Source organism: Methylorubrum aminovorans (genome assembly GCF_022179725.1).
Classification (GTDB): domain Bacteria; phylum Pseudomonadota; class Alphaproteobacteria; order Rhizobiales; family Beijerinckiaceae; genus Methylobacterium; species Methylobacterium aminovorans.
The window spans coordinates 987,672-1,001,970 of the sequence record NZ_BPRC01000001.1 but is presented as its reverse complement, the minus strand read 5'-3'; the positions used below and the strand labels follow the sequence as shown (position 1 = coordinate 1,001,970).

Sequence of the window (14,299 nt, the reverse complement as noted above, 5' to 3'; positions counted from 1 at the left end):
AGGGCGGCCCAGCCCATCACGAAGCCCAACGGAACAGCGAGGACAGCCACCCGCCGAGGACGCCCGTCTGAAACGGCACATCGGCGACAGGAACAGTCGGAGGCTTGCCAAGCGCTTCGGGCATCCGAGCCGCGATGAGGGGCATTCCGCCCGTGACCAACGCCCCTTCGAACCGCCCGGCATAGCCGGCGATCAGCGCCGCCTTGTCGGTGCCGTTCACTGTGCGGCGGGCGCCAACGTAATCGCAGCGGTCGCCCGCGATGTAGTCTTCCAGCGCCTTTCCTGTGAAGTCGCCCTTGAGCGAGGCGCCACGGGTCACGCCCTCGATGAGGATGCGAGCCGAGATGGCAGGATCAAGTGCGAGATCGGGATTGCCGGCGAGATCGATGCCGAGCAGCTTACCCATCGCGGCATAGTTTGCCTCAAAGGTTAGCTGCACGTCGCCACGACCATAGAACGAAAGGCCGCGGGCGTTAGGCAGGGCATAGTTCCGGCTGATCTTGCCCTGTGCGTACAGGGAGGCCACTGCCCGGCGAGCCGCTGCGTCCGAGGTCGCGAACCCCTCCCGTACCGGTTCCATGCGCCGGCCGGTCTCGTGGAAGCTCGTTGCGAGCATGTAAGCGAGGTGGCGCCGGTCGAGGATGAGAGCGTAGGCGAGGAAGCCGTCGATCAGCCGATTGATCCCATCGACTTGCGGCTGGGACAGGCCACCGAACAGCGGGCGGATCGCGTCGAAGAATTTCTTGCGATCCAAGCGTGCGAAAGCGCCCGCGTCGAGGACGGCGGCCATTCGTGTTCTCCAGATTGTCAGGAAGGCGGCTCGGGCTGGCGCTGCGCAATCAGGGCGCGTTCATCTGCCGCCCATCCAGCCCGTATTTTTTGCTCTAACCTATGGGGCAGAATGCAAAAAGCCGCCCGAAGGCGGCTCTCTTGCTGACAACGCGTTATTATTTATGGCTATAAATTTTTACTTCAGTGCCGAGGCGAGACGATCTGTCAGCACAGTATAATTAAAGTCTTCTACTTCGCCCTTTTCTGCAACATCCTTCTTTGCGATATATCGGCCAACGGACACAGCGCGCCTCACCGCGGCAGCAGTGTCTGGATTGCGCGAGATAAACGCGACGCCGATATAACCATCCTGAATATAATCTACGAGATGCGGGAAATTAGCTCGCATGTCCGCCTCCGTATAATCCTCCTCAACGTGAGTTTCCCACGGGTTCCCGTAGTGCTCCGCCTGAGGGGCGTGATGCGTAGGAACGGAAGTCACGATGACATCGCAGTGATCAAGCAGACGATTTAGAAGCGCAGTGCCTTCGGCGAAAGTCATATGCTCAAGTATGTCGCCGAAGATTGCGAGATCTAATTTTGGCAATAGACCAAAATCGACATAACGAGCATCACCAACCACTACACGCTGGTACTTGTCTTTGAGCTTATATTCGGTGACATACGGTCCCCAAATCTCAAGAGCTGTGAATTCCGCGCCAGGAATGAACGGCTTGATGAGGTCGTGATAGGTTCCAACGCCTGGCCCGACATCCAAAATTTGCCTGACGGGGCGCTCCTTCGACAAGGCCGCAATCGAAGCAACCAGAGGAAATTTTCCGTAAGTCGAGCTTCCAGGCATAGGGGGTCCTGCATCTGCCGGCTGGAAGCGCCATGTAGCGCAACCGCCGCGCAACGGTAAAGCCGCGCGGTCGGCAGATGAGGGGTCACCGCTTGGCGATCGATCCAGACAAATTCAGAACCATGATGGCGTTGTTTATGAAGTTCGTCGCAATAATCGGCCCAGCCGATGGGGCAATGCCGCTTGCCCGGCCGCATTCCCACAGCACCAAGGCTTTGCGCGTATCGTCATAAGCGGCGTTGAGCTGTGTGAAAGGAACATCAAAGGCGATGCCGCTCCACTCCCCCAGCGTCAAAGCCCGTCCGGTTGCCTCCCCATTCAAAGCTGGCAATCCGGTAATGAAAAGCCGACCGGAGGCAACGGACACATTATTCATGTTTACCACGAGCCGCATAGTGAATTCGATGCCGCACGCGGTGTGCCAGTACCTCCCGTGCCGCTCGACATACACCGGGACAAACCCGTTTGGGGTAACAAAATTGACAGTTGGCGAGAACGTTGTCCCGGCAGCAAATGTCGGGCCAAGCTGCAGGTTCTGAATACCATTAGTTGCTGCAATCCCCCAACCGCCAGCATTCAGCGGAGCGACGCTCCCAGGCAGATCGGATGCAAAAACGATGGCGTTCCCACTGTCCCCCGTTCTCTGCGGCATAAATGTCATATCTTGAGCGTTAAGCACGCCCGTCCCGGTGGCGGCAGCGAATTCCACCGGTCTCGCCACCGCTTGCTGCACCAGCGTTCCGGCCGAAATATTCGGCTGTTGCGTCCAGGCCGCACGCACATACCCACCTGTCACGAACAGTGACCGAAATCCAGCTGAGACTTGCTGATGTGTGCCGCCGAGGACTTCAAGTGTGCCGCCGTTGATCTCCATGTCATTGGCGCCGCCATTAACGACACTATCAAGCAGTCCAATTTGAAGTCGGCCACCAGTTTGAACAAGCGAGCGGAAGCAATCCGCAGATTTGCCGCCATATCCTGCCTGCCCGCTGTCTTTCGTAGAGTAAAGAACTCCTATATTTAGGCGCCCGCCTTGCATAATAATACGCGAACAATTGCCGTCTAGGCTGACCGAGCCAACGTTCCCAAATGGCGTAGTTCCGGGGTTTAGCTCGCCGGCCCGAACAACCATGTTGGCGCCAAAGAAGTTGAGATCGGTTACGGCAACGCTCTCGACTTGAGCGCAATCCCACCCCACCGTTTGACCATCATAGTAGAAAGTTTCGGCCAATCCGTCGTACCCATACGGCCAAAAGCGCCACCCACTACCAGTAATGAAATCAAGTGCGCCGTCCGTCTCGACCCCCTTGGTAAAAGCCCCAATGCGCAGATCCGTCCAGTAGGCCGCGCCGCAGTTACCGCGAGCCCTTATGCCGTACATTGCGTTTTTTATACACACACCATCAATTCTGGTCTGGATGTAGGGCACATTTATAGCAGGCACGGCACGGTAGCGATCATCCGGAAATCCAGCCGTGTTTGTGCCAATCGTTGCCCGCGTCAACGGCGGGGTGGTCAGAAGAGGGCTCTGGTACGATATGCTGAAGTTCGCCAAGGTGCAGTAATGGTTTCCCTCCAAAACGCAGGTTGCGGCCGGATTGAATGTTGGCAGGACTTTTAACCCGTCGCAAAACCAATGACGACCAGAAATCGACTGCGAAACGGCCAGCCCATTTATCTTATCAGATACGTTGTAGACCCCTTCGATTAGCAGATGAAGGTTGGCCGCCGCCGTATCTAGAATGGCTTGCCGAATAAGCGCGGTGTGGTCAGATGTGGACGTGCCCGCTAGGATACGAGCCCGCTCCGCTCGGTCCGTTACCCAATTGAGAAGGGAAATGCGGTTTTCTGTGGCGCGCTCCGCAGCAGCGCGCTGAGCAGGCAGAGCCGTTCCCGAAAAAAGCTTGGCGGGGAAGGCAACGTCGCCCACCTGATCCACGGTCGGCCGGGCACCGATTGCGTCCCCGATCGGGTTGCCCGGCGCGACGAGAGATGAAAGGGGGATGTCCTGCGGCTGCGCGGCGGCATCAACGGCATTGCCTTTGATCGTCAGCCCCGGCGCCGGACCGAGCTTGACGTTCGTGATCGACGCGTCGGCTGGCTGTGCAACCGGCAACTGCGCGAAGTCCAGCGCGCCGAATTGGCCCGTGTCAGGGTCTTGTATGGCGACAAGCCCCTTCTGCGGCGATGTCTTAAGAGCCGCAATGTTGCGGTACTCAAGCCGAGCGGTTGCCATCAGCCCGAATTTGTCGAACCTTATGCCGGCTCCATCGCGCAAGTCAGATGGGTAGGCTCGCTCAAAGACGGCACCGTTACTCATTAGGCGTTCCTTCAACGATGGCGTGCGAGGAGGGCGCGCTGAATTTCAGCGACGGGCATGGTGGTCATCTCCGAGATGCAGGGGATCAGCGCCGCCGGTCCGGCCGAACGCAGGCGAGAGACGGGATGCCCTCAATGGCGACGGCCACGCACAGCGTGTTGTTGACGCGGTTGGCCGGGCTCCAATAAGTGCTGATCTTTATCAATAACAGTCTGTGTCGCGGGGATGGCGCCATATTCGATTAGCGCCACCCCACCTTCGCGATCACTGAGAAGTCAGCTGCGCGCAGGACGTTGTCGCGCCAATGATAAAGCACAGTTTGTTGGCCTGCCCATCGAGGTACATGGGGGCCATTCCGCTAACCGGCGATGTCTTCGTTGTCGGTTGGCCGTTGGTGATCGGGATGGATGGAACGTCTGCGGTTGAGGTCGCCGCCGGCTTGCCAAGCGCAACTGCACCGCCGTTCGGATTGACCAAGCACGGCAGCGTAGCCGAACCTGGGGTGGCGCACTGCATCCAGCCGCTCGTATTTGTCTGAGAACCAAGGAAAATCCCGGTGTCCGAAGTCGCGCCGGTTCCCGACGAAATCTGGACCGTCGCGCCCCCGGAATTTGCATCGGATGGCTGGCGAGAAGGACCCGCGATTGTCATAAGGTTGCCCGGCACTTTCGTGCCAACACCGAAGTTGGCACCATTGGAGGCGTAGGGTGCCCCCCTTGCGATGACGGTCTGGTTCGATCCCGTTGCTCCGTTCGACAGAGCGCCGGTCACGTTGCCGGTGAGATCGACGTTCACGATGCCGAAGCTATTGCCAGAGCCCGGCGCAACCTCGATCCCGTATTTCTGCTGGTTCGTCGCGGTGAACCCGGTGCCGGCGCCTGACCGTCCGCCAGTGACCGACCAGTTCGAAACCCCGGCCGCGACGTAGATGCCGGAATAGGTGTTGTTCGCGAACAGGCCATTAAAACCGATCTGCGGGTTAACAATGTCAATGTATGCCCCGCCCTCCATGCGGAAGCCTTCGCCACCGCCATTGAACAACCTCGGACCATTGAACGACACCGAGCGGACCGAGGCAGGAGTGCCTTGGACCAGGACACCGGCTGCGCCATTGCTTATTCCGTTCGTGGCAGCCCATAGATCAGTAAATTGACTATCTACTACTATGCCGGTGCCTGTCGGCGAAATCTTGAGGCCGGACTGCACGCTCGTATCAAGGTAGGTTCCTCGAACGTAGAGGGCGAAAACTTTCTGACCATTGCCAGGAGCGACTAGCAGCGCGGTCTGATTGGCGATGAGATCTCCACCGTTCATCTGCACACCGCCGGTCGAGGCAATCTCGATGCCGGCGCGAGTCTGGCTAGAAATCAGCGGTTCGTTGATAAACACATCTGCTGGGCCACCGTCAGGATTGCCGAAGCCGACACGGATGCCGACGTAACCTGCGGACGGAACCATGATGCGGTCAACGTGGATCTTGAAGGCGTTCGGACCGCTGTAGACATCGACGCAGACATAGGGGTTCACGTCGCAGGTAATATCGGCGACCTTGGCATTGAAGGTGCCCCGCAGCGCAACCGCAGCGCCCGAGGTGCGGGTGATCGAAGACCGGAAGGTGACGTTGCGGACACCACTATTCTGGTTTGTCTCCGTCCCATCGCCAAAAGCAAACACGTCCCCGTTAAAGTTCGAAGTGATGATGGCCGCGCTCCGGCCTTCGCCCTCGACGGAGACATTGCTGCCGAACTGATGCTTGGCGGTGATCGTGTACCCAGCAGTCGAGAACGGCAGAAGGATACGCCCTCCGCCCGCCCCAAGTTTGGCCTCGGCAAGCCCTAGCGCGGCGGTGATGTCCGTCGAGCCCAGCGGCATGAAGTCGGTGATGTAGACCGTGCGGCCGAGGAGCGCGGAGAGGGTGTTTGCGGTGGTTGACGCCGAAGGTGTCACGCTCATGCCATCGACTCGCCCGGACGAACCAGTGCCCGTAACGCTGAGCGTCGGGGTCGTTACTGTGCCGGTGAACGTCGGGCTTGCCAAAGGAGCCTTCTGCCCCAGCAAAGTCGGCAAGGGGCTCCCGTTGACCGTCATCCCCGAGATGTCACCAGTTGAACCGGGGCCGAGGATCTGCAGCGTGTCGGCCTTTGCCGTTCCGGTGAAGGTAGGGTTTGAAAGCGGGGCCTTCGCATCGATGGCGTTGAGCAAAATCTGCACAGATCGATCCACGTAGGACGTGGATGCGGCTCGATTGGAATTGTCGTTCTCTGGCTGCAACCTGACCTGAGGCTGCGGCAGGGACTGTCCAGCCGCGGTGGCGGGCCACAGTGCTGCTAGAAGCAGGGGTAGATGGGCAGCCAATTTAGCTTCGCTCACGACCACGACAGGAAGCCCCCATTGTTCCAAGGAAGGCCCGGCAGGGCCGGTAAAGTTGTCGGCAGAGTGGGAAGGATTGCAGCAACCGCTTCTGGCGTCAGAACCACAATGGGCGGAGGCGGCAGAGGATGAGGCGGCAGCGGGAGCGCTGGCAGCGGCGCGAGCGGGCGCAGGCGATCGGCTGAGCCGCGCGCTTGCACCACGAAGCGAAACGCCTCGATCTCGGACATCTCGTCAGCGATGATCGCGCTAATGCTGCCCTCAAAAGAGCCGACCGGAAGCCCCCACATCTGAGTGGGCGGGAACAGCCATGAGACGATGAGCGCGTTGCCATTCACCGCAGTGGAGAGCCGCCCCGTCTCGTCGTCGGTGCTTGCGGACAGGACAAAGCCGCCAGAGCCTCGCTGCGACCAACCGTAATCGCGGCTTCCGCCTTGCCTGTCCGTGGGCCATGCGTTGAAGGTGAAAACCGTCTCGGACGGATCGGGTGGGCTGTCCGTGTAGACGGTCAGGGTGCCGCGCCACTGCCCCCGGTTCGACACCGGTCGATGGAAATGATGCGCCATCGCCTAGAGCTTTATGTAGGTGCTGATAAGGGTGAAGGGCTGCATCCAGCTCATCGCGGCGCTGCTGCCCTGCGCCGTCATTGACGCGAAGATGTTGTGCGCGTGGGCGCCGGATATGTTCGTCTGAATGTTGTGGAAGTGCCCGCCGGTCGCGCCCGTGAAGCCGGTGGCGTTCCCAGCACCGCCGACGTTGTTGACGGCACCCGCGCCGCCCGGCGTCGTATATCCGACCTGAACGTTGTAGGTGAACCCGTGGAAGTGATCGCCGTCCGTGGACGTGCCGCCGCCGTGAGCGTGGTTGCCCTGCACGTCCATCGTCGCTGAAACGGGATGGATGTGGGTTGCCATCTCCGCAGTCGTCTGGACGTGGCTCGCCTCGCCGCCGTAGGAACCGAGCGCAGTTGCTCCACCGAAGGCGAACAGAGCGCCAGCAAGGCGGCCGGCAGCCGTGTTGCCGAGATCGTCCAGCGCGACCCGCGTGCGCCCGCGCATGTCGGGAAGCGCGATCGTCTTGCCCGCAGCCCAATCGGCCGCCGCGTTCGCGCCTCGACCGGCCGAGACCGCGAGATTGGGGTCTTGCGTCCAGAGAAAGGAGAACAGTGCCTCGCAATCGTCGTTGGCGCGCTCGGATGCCGAGGACGCCGCCGAGCCGATCGTTCGCCCGTTCGCCCGAACCCAACCGGGATGAGTGCCGACGCCGTAGCGGTCCTTGATATCGCCGGTCTGAGCGAGCCGTTTGTCGTCTACGTCACCGCCTGAGCCACCGCCGCCCGAACTCGGCGCGTCGATCACGACCCCGGCCACCTCGTCATAGACATAGTTGTAGGGGTCCGTGATGCGCAGATCATACTCGCCCGGCGGCAGGTAGATCGGCGGCCACGTCCCGCTGCCCCGAGCCAGGAGGGGATGCGGGAGCCGGTTGCCAAACCCAGCATCCGCGTAAGCAGGCGCTGGCGTCGTCGTGCCGGCTTGGAAGACCGACAAGCGCCCATCGAGCACCCGGTTGCCCGAGGTGTCGTGGACGGCCTGCAAGGAAAGGCTCAGAAGCGCCACAAGCGTCTCCAGGCGTAAGGGGAAGGGCGTCAGCGGCCGAGGGCGCCAGCGAGGCGCCTAGCGGCTCTCGCGGGGCTGCGTGCTGCTGCGGGACGCAATGGCGGTTAGGCGGGCGACAGGGCCGGCGATGTTGCCGCCGCGGTCTCCGGTCGCGATCAGGCCGCGGAAGGCCGTCACCGCATCGGGATCGCTGAAGAGGCGAGCCAGTTCATCGACGTTGCGGCCGAGGCGCCAGCGTTCAAGTCGCTCCTGCACCCTGGCCGGGAGCTTCACGAAGCCGCCGGCCGCAAGCCGCAGCGCCTCTTCTCCGCGGGAGCCGTCGCGGGCCTCGCGCAGGAACTCTTCGTTGTAAGCGGTGCGCGAACCGACGTTCTGCCGACGCCCGGAAGCGTTCAGCACGTCGAGAAAACGGCCAAAGCCATCGGCGAGCGTGTCGCCATTCGGCAGCGCACGCACCGCGGCTGCAATGTTGGCCGCCTCCTGCGGGTTGCCGACGAGCTGCGCGCGGTAGCGAGCGCCGCCCATCTGGTTGGCCCCGCCCTGAAGATCCTTCGTCGCCGAGTTGAAGGCGCTTTCCAACTTGGCGCGCACCAATTGGCGGGCCGCCTCCGGGTTCTGCCGAACCAGGGCGGCGACCGCGGCGCCGATCTCGCGCTCGCCGTTCGGCAGAAGATCGCCACCGCGAGGGAACAGCGTGTCGATCGCCTGCGCCGTGGTACGGTCCCGCGCCGCAAGCTTGCCGACAAGCGTGCCGTTCAGCCGATCCCGCGCCGCCTGCGCATCCACGACACGCCCAAGACGCTCGCGAACCTCCGGCACCTGAGAAAGCACGTCCTCGCTCTCGCGCATCGCGGAACGGAGGCGGTCAACCGACACGCGACCATCAAACCCACGGGCTTGGTCGAGGATCTGCGTCGTAACGCGCCCTTCTAGGGCCCGCCGAGCCTCCGGCGTTGCGTTCGCCAGAAATTCCCGCGTGGCCGAGGCCCCCTGAAGATGCGACGGCACCTGTTCGGTTGGCGTCGCCATCCGGCCAGTCAGCGGATCTTGCTGCGTGACGCGGGCAAGGGGAGCGTTGCCGGTGAAGGGTTCGAGCGGACGGCTGTTCGCGGCGAAATTGGCGTCCGCCTGCGCTACCTCCGGCACGCCCTTCAGTTGTTCATCAAGCGCGGCACGCACCGTCTGGAGATCGCGAACCTTCGTGGCATCGCCGACGCGCTGGGCTTCCGACAGCCGGAAATCCAACCGCTCGCGGGCATGCAACAACCCTTCCACGGACAGATCCGTCTCACGAACGCCCGAGACGGGATCGGCGCCGTATTCAAGGAAGTCGCGGCGCACCCGCTCCAACTCGGAGCGCACATCGCCCTTCGCGGTGCGAACCTGCCGACCGATTGCGTCAAGCGCTGCCTGCGGGTTCACCTGCCCGAAGCGCGGGGCGGAAATCTCTTCCGTCACCGTTGTCGGCACAAGGCGCGAGGCAGGACCGCGAGACGCCGGCTCGCGAGCGGCCATGACGACGCTCTCAAAGGCGGAAAGCGGGTCATTTGTCTCGCCACGGACCAGAGCGGCTGCGGCCCGGTCGAGCGCGCCGGGATCGGCCGAGCGCGGATCAATGCCGGCCTCTGTCAGCGCCCGCCGCAGATCGTTTTGCGCTTGGCTGGACGCTGCCGCGAACTCGTCGCGCGCTTGCCCGAAGCCCGTCGCATCATCCCGGCCGAGGTAGTCGTAAGGGTACGTGCGGCGCCCGCGAGCCTCTTCCTCCAGCAGGTTGATGATCTCGTCGTGAACGTTGCGCTGCATACCGGCGCCGGCCGTGTCGGGCGGCAAGTAGCCCTGCTCAATCAGCCGCGTACGCCAGTAATTGTCGATCGATAGGCCGTCCTCGCGGACGAGATTGGACACGCCGGGCTGACGAAAGCGATCCAAGCCCGCGGCTTTGATGTCGCCGCGCTCTAGGCCGATGCCGCCGTTCTCCGCGATGTAGCGGGCCAGCGACGGGCCGCGTGCGCCGGCCTGAACAGGCGCTTCCGGCCGCGTCGGAGCCGTTGACGCGAGCGTGCTCGGACCCTGCGGCGGCGGCTCGTAGCCGAGGGGCCGAACCTCGCCATTGTCGAGCGTTTGCAGCACGGGCGGGCCGGGCCGCTCCACCGTGACGGTGCGATCAATGCCGATCCGCTCAGGCGCCTCACGAGCGACGCCGTAGTCGCGCGCCGCCTGCTGAGAACGGGCCGCCTCGCGGGCATCCACGACACCGCGCAACTCGCGCTGGATCACCTGCCCGGCCTGATCCGGCGTGACGCGCGGCCCCGTTGCCTGAAGCGCCGCCTCGACGTTCCGGCCGGCGGGCGAGGTATCGAGGGCCTGTTGCGCAGCCTCGGAAACTCGCTCCCCCAGCAGCGTCGGGGCGCTATCGACAGGAGCAACTGCCTCAAACCGAGCCCGAGCCGCCTGATCAACAGCGCCCGGCATCTGCGCATTGAAGCTGCGCATCCGCCCCATCGCCTCGGCGTGGCGATAGAGGCTCGCCATGTCTGAAGCGCCGTTCGTAGCGGCATCCCAGGCGAAGGCCGGCGAGAGCGGGACGTTGTTCTCCCGAGCCGCAGCCATCAACTCGTCGTAGCGACCAAGCGCTACCTGACGCTCAGCCGGGGCGAGATCACCCGCCGCGCGAGCAACGGTGCCGGCCGCTGTGCCGGGCCGGGTCGCAGCATTGACGCCGAGGCCCGCGGCGATACCCACGCCAGCCCGCGCCCACGGCTCGGCCGCGGTGCCCTGCGTCACCCGTCCGGCCGCCTCACTCGCCACACCAGGGATGACCACCCGAGCCGCGCGGGCGCCGGCACTCAGCCCGCCACCCACCGCGTTCGGCAGAAACTCGCCAACCGTGCGGGCATACTCGCCAAGCTGCGTCTGCGGCTTGTATTCCGGCCCGCGGGCGGCATCCAGCGACCGGCCGACTGCGGCGGAGCCGAAGCGCTCGAATTGCTCCGGCCGCACGAGAGCCTTGGCGTCGCGCTCCGCCTTCAGGTCGTTGTAGGGGCGCCCCGCAATGAAAGCGTCTGCGTAGTCCTTGCCGGCGACAACAAGCTGAGCTGCATCCGCTGGCAGGCCAAGAAGCCCGGAAATACCCCGATCCCCGCCCGCCTCGAACGAGCGCACGGCATCCTTGACGCGCCCGAGCACGCCCGGCGCTTGCGTCTGGGGCACGAGGTCGTCAAACATGCCCGGCTGCTTCGACGCGCTACGCGCACCGTCAGACGGAATGAGATCGTCAAACATGCCTGCCATCAGACAGATCGCATGGCTTGCGCTTCAGGGAGCATGCGTCGCTTTCTGGCTGTGGGTTGCGTGGCAGAAGCAACAGGCCGGCGAAGACCCGGCTATCGGCGTCGCGTTGATGCTCGGCGTCGCGAGCGCGTTCATCGCGACGTTCGCGGGGGTTCTCATCATCGAGATCGCGCAATCGACGGCGCGGTCACTGCGCGGGATGAAGGATCAGAGCCCTTCGACGCTGAAGCCCTTGGATCGCAGCCGCTCCATCACCTGATCGCGCGGCGCCCCGCGGGCGATGGCGTCCTGAGCCTGCTTTCGGAGCGTGTCAGGCGCGGCGCGGCCGACTTCGCCGGAGGGCTCGCCAGAGGCGCTAGAGCCCAACTTTCCACCCGCGCGAAGCTCCTTCATCCGCGACACGAACCCGGTCTGGATGCTGGGCAGCGCCTTCAGGCGCTTGAAGCCCTCCTGAGCCGAGATGCCGCCCTGCTGCTCGCCGAGAAGAACGAGGTTGGCGATCTCGCCACGCTCGACACGATCCTTCGCGACCGCCTCCAGCGTGTCGGCAACCAGAGCGTTGCCTTCCGGCGTATTGATGAGGCGGGGCAGTGACCCCTTGAACATGCGGGCGTCGAAGTCCGAGGTCGCGCCGGCCCCTTCGATGCGCTGTGCCGGGGTCAGCCGGTCAAGAAGGGCGTTGTAAGCCTCGATCTTGCCCGAGCCCTCGGTTTTGATGCCGTACTCGCCCAACTTGGCTTGGAGCGCGGCGATCCCGCCCGTGCCAATCGCGCCGCCCAACTCGCGGATCTCGCCGATGAGCGGAATGTCGCTGCGAGCGCTCTCACCAACCGTGCCAATGGTCTTAAAGCGCTCGACCACCGCCTTGGCAGACTCGGTTGCCGTCGCCTTCGCGCCAGCGTTCTCCGCGCCGATGTTGACTTCCGTTGCCGCCTTGCCGGGGAACTTCAGCTCGCCGTTCGGCCCACGCTGGACAGGCCCACGATATGCCGGGTCAACCCCAGCAGCGGCGCGCTCATCCGCACTCACGAGGTCGGCGAACTGCCGCTCCCGCCCCTCGATGGCGCGGGTCGTCTGGCCAGTTTGCGGATTGAAGACGTAATCGTTGCCGTCCGAGCCCTTGAAGGTCTGGTACTGCACCGGCTTCGTGATGTTCGGCACCACCTCGGCCCGCCCGCTCTTAGACGTGCGGACAAGCTGGTCGCCGACCACCTGGAACGAGAACTCGTCGGGGTTGTTCAGGCCCTCGATGATCTTCGCGGCATGGCCCTGCGTGAGCGGGTTGCGCAGCATGGCGCGCAGGTTATCGGCTTGGGCCGGAGAAAGACGCTGAGACGCCGCCGGGGACAGCCCACCAGCCGCAGCCGGTGCCGCCGCGCCGCGAGACTGTGCGAGCGCAGGGGAGGCTTCCGTGCCGGGCACGAAGTCGCCACCGCCCTGCCCCGGCACGTTGAAGCCAATGGGCTGCGCGCCAGAAGCGGGAACGTCTGCCTGCGCGCTCGCGACCTGTACGGGGGCGGTAGGAGCCGATGCGGGCGCGGGCTGTCCGCCGCCCGGCATTTGCATTGCGGTCGCCGGCAAGGCTGGCGCGGAGCCAGCCGGGGCGCGGCCCAGCGCGCTATTGAAGCGGCGCACATACTCCGCGCCGGTCGTCCCGAGCACGTCCTTGGCATTGGCGCCCTGCGCGAGCGGACGGCCTGTGAACCATACGGACGCGGCGTCCTGCGGGTTGCCGTACTTTGCGACCGCCTGCCCGAACTTTTTCTCGAAGATCGCGTCTTGGATCTGCGGGGAGCGCAGGAATTCGTCAGGCGACACCTCGCGGCCAATGGCCTCCTTCGACCACGACGGCAGGTTGGACTCCATCACCTGATAGGCGCCGAGTGCCCTGCCGTATTTCTTGTGGATCGGGCCAACGATGCCGTACTTTCCACCGCTCTCATTGCTTTGGATCGCCGAGGCAAACCGACCGATGTCAGTGCCTTGGGCGAACGTCGGCAACGCACGGGAAGCCGCTGGCTGCTGGGGTGGCGTCCCGAGCGCGGCAAGCGGCGTCTGCGCCTGAGCGGCCGGAGCCTGCCCCTGCGCAGCGAGCGCGGCGTCGAGCTGCGCGTTGAGGAGCTTCTGCGCCTCTTCACGCTGCCCGATCGTGCTCAGATTGCCGATCGCCTGCCCGAGCGGGGCGAAGTCGATCAACGGGACGCCGAAACCACCCGACATGCGCTCTTACCCGAACAGCTTGGTCAGGCCGGTCAGCGCGTTCATGCCGAGGCCGATCATGTTGGCGGATGCCGCGTTCTGCGCGGCGGCCTTGTTGTTGTTGTTCTGCACGAGCGCGTTGGTTGCGTTGCCCCACAGGTTCGAGACGTTCTGACCGAACCCGTTTTCGATGTTGGCCGCGTTCGTGAACAGATTGCCGGCATTGGTGCCGTAGCTGGTGCCTAGATTTCCAAGGGCGGTGCCTTGGTTAATCGAGGCGTTCGCTTGACCCTGCAACGCGCTCCCCTGCCCCGCCAGCCCTTGGGTGAAGAACTGAGAGCCGTTCTGGAGGTTGTTGACGTATTGCTGGTAGCCTTGGTCGGCCAAGCCGGTTGCGGTCTTGAGAATGTCGGCCGTGGCATTCCCGCCGGCCAGCCCACCACGAGCCGCAGCGCTGCGCTGAACAGCTTCGAGAGCTTGGTTCTGAGCGTACTCGTAGCCAGGGGCGGCCCGAAAGGCATCGGTCGCACGCTGAGATCCCTCCGCACCATTCGCACCGATCGCGTCGCTGTAGGCCGAGTACGCCCCGCCACCCTGCTGCACGAGCGGGTTGTAAAGTTGCCCGAGTTGGCCGAGGTAGCCTTGCGTTTGGCCGTACTGGTTGTTCAGGTCGTCGCGGGCGTTGGAGTAGCCGCCTGCGAGCGCGCTGAGCGCCGTCGCGCCGCTGCCGCGCGTGCCGAGCGTGGCGAGCGCGTTGTTCGTGCCGGTCGTCAGCGCATCGGCGCCAACGCCGAGGTTCTGGCCGATGACGGCAGCGTTGTTCTTGGCGGCCCGGTTCGCGGCGCCGCCTGTCAAAGCGTCAAGGAA

General features: G+C 63.9%; 10 protein-coding genes. 2 read left to right on the top strand and 8 right to left on the bottom strand.

Annotated features, from left to right (window positions below):
- Positions 1-16: 16 nt before the first annotated feature.
- The 6 genes from MFF24_RS04785 to MFF24_RS04760 all read right to left on the bottom strand — a co-directional run bounded on the left by MFF24_RS04785 (position 17) and on the right by MFF24_RS04760 (position 7,942).
- Complete coding sequence (locus tag MFF24_RS04785) at positions 17-790, bottom strand: glycoside hydrolase family 19 protein (RefSeq protein ID WP_238222784.1); 774 nt, start codon at positions 788-790, stop codon at positions 17-19.
- A 177-nt stretch (positions 791-967) separates the two neighbouring features.
- Positions 968-1,633 carry a class I SAM-dependent methyltransferase gene (locus MFF24_RS04780; RefSeq protein WP_238222782.1) on the bottom strand — a complete coding sequence of 222 codons (666 nt, stop codon included), beginning with the start codon at positions 1,631-1,633 and terminating at the stop codon, positions 968-970.
- Between the two features lie 85 nt (positions 1,634-1,718).
- The gene (locus MFF24_RS04775) at positions 1,719-3,953 is read right to left on the bottom strand and encodes a hypothetical protein (protein WP_238222781.1); all 2,235 of its coding nucleotides are present in this window, start codon (positions 3,951-3,953) and stop codon (positions 1,719-1,721) included.
- 264 nt (positions 3,954-4,217) lie between these two features.
- Positions 4,218-6,164: a hypothetical protein gene (locus MFF24_RS04770; RefSeq protein ID WP_238222780.1), complete on the bottom strand. Its 1,947-nt coding sequence runs from the start codon at positions 6,162-6,164 to the stop codon at positions 4,218-4,220.
- Between the two features lie 155 nt (positions 6,165-6,319).
- Complete coding sequence (locus MFF24_RS04765) at positions 6,320-6,889, bottom strand: hypothetical protein (protein ID WP_238222778.1); 570 nt, start codon at positions 6,887-6,889, stop codon at positions 6,320-6,322.
- Positions 6,890-6,892: 3 nt separating this feature from the next.
- A complete protein-coding gene (locus MFF24_RS04760) occupies positions 6,893-7,942 on the bottom strand; it encodes a hypothetical protein (protein ID WP_238222776.1) in 1,050 nt (349 codons plus the stop codon).
- Between the two features lie 996 nt (positions 7,943-8,938).
- Between MFF24_RS04760 and MFF24_RS29035 the strand changes: the two genes are divergently transcribed.
- A complete protein-coding gene (locus tag MFF24_RS29035) occupies positions 8,939-9,820 on the top strand; it encodes a [protein-PII] uridylyltransferase family protein (protein WP_373322655.1) in 882 nt (293 codons plus the stop codon).
- Between the two features lie 1,402 nt (positions 9,821-11,222).
- Positions 11,223-11,492 (top strand): hypothetical protein, encoded by a 270-nt coding sequence (locus MFF24_RS04750; protein WP_238222773.1) that lies wholly within the window; start codon positions 11,223-11,225, stop codon positions 11,490-11,492.
- On the opposite strand, the gene MFF24_RS04745 is transcribed toward MFF24_RS04750, so the two are convergent.
- Positions 11,441-13,453 (bottom strand): hypothetical protein, encoded by a 2,013-nt coding sequence (locus tag MFF24_RS04745; protein ID WP_238222771.1) that lies wholly within the window; start codon positions 13,451-13,453, stop codon positions 11,441-11,443. The two genes, MFF24_RS04750 and MFF24_RS04745, sit on opposite strands and share 52 nt — an antisense overlap.
- 6 nt (positions 13,454-13,459) lie before the next feature.
- On the bottom strand, positions 13,460-14,287 hold the full coding sequence (locus MFF24_RS04740) for a hypothetical protein (RefSeq protein WP_238222770.1): 828 nt from the start codon (positions 14,285-14,287) through the stop codon (positions 13,460-13,462).
- Between the last annotated feature and the right edge of the window lie 12 nt (positions 14,288-14,299).

Excerpts from the sequence above, each read along its gene's own strand:
- MFF24_RS04785 (WP_238222784.1), bottom strand. The coding sequence starts at position 790 with ATGGCCGCCGTCCTCGACGCGGGCGCTTTCGCACGCTTGGATCGCAAG.
- MFF24_RS04780 (WP_238222782.1), bottom strand. The coding sequence starts at position 1,633 with ATGCCTGGAAGCTCGACTTACGGAAAATTTCCTCTGGTTGCTTCGATT.
- MFF24_RS04775 (WP_238222781.1), bottom strand. The coding sequence starts at position 3,953 with ATGAGTAACGGTGCCGTCTTTGAGCGAGCCTACCCATCTGACTTGCGC.
- MFF24_RS04765 (WP_238222778.1), bottom strand. The coding sequence starts at position 6,889 with ATGGCGCATCATTTCCATCGACCGGTGTCGAACCGGGGGCAGTGGCGC.
- MFF24_RS29035 (WP_373322655.1), top strand. The coding sequence starts at position 8,939 with ATGCGACGGCACCTGTTCGGTTGGCGTCGCCATCCGGCCAGTCAGCGG.
- MFF24_RS04750 (WP_238222773.1), top strand. The coding sequence starts at position 11,223 with ATGCCTGCCATCAGACAGATCGCATGGCTTGCGCTTCAGGGAGCATGC.
- MFF24_RS04745 (WP_238222771.1), bottom strand. The coding sequence starts at position 13,453 with ATGTCGGGTGGTTTCGGCGTCCCGTTGATCGACTTCGCCCCGCTCGGG.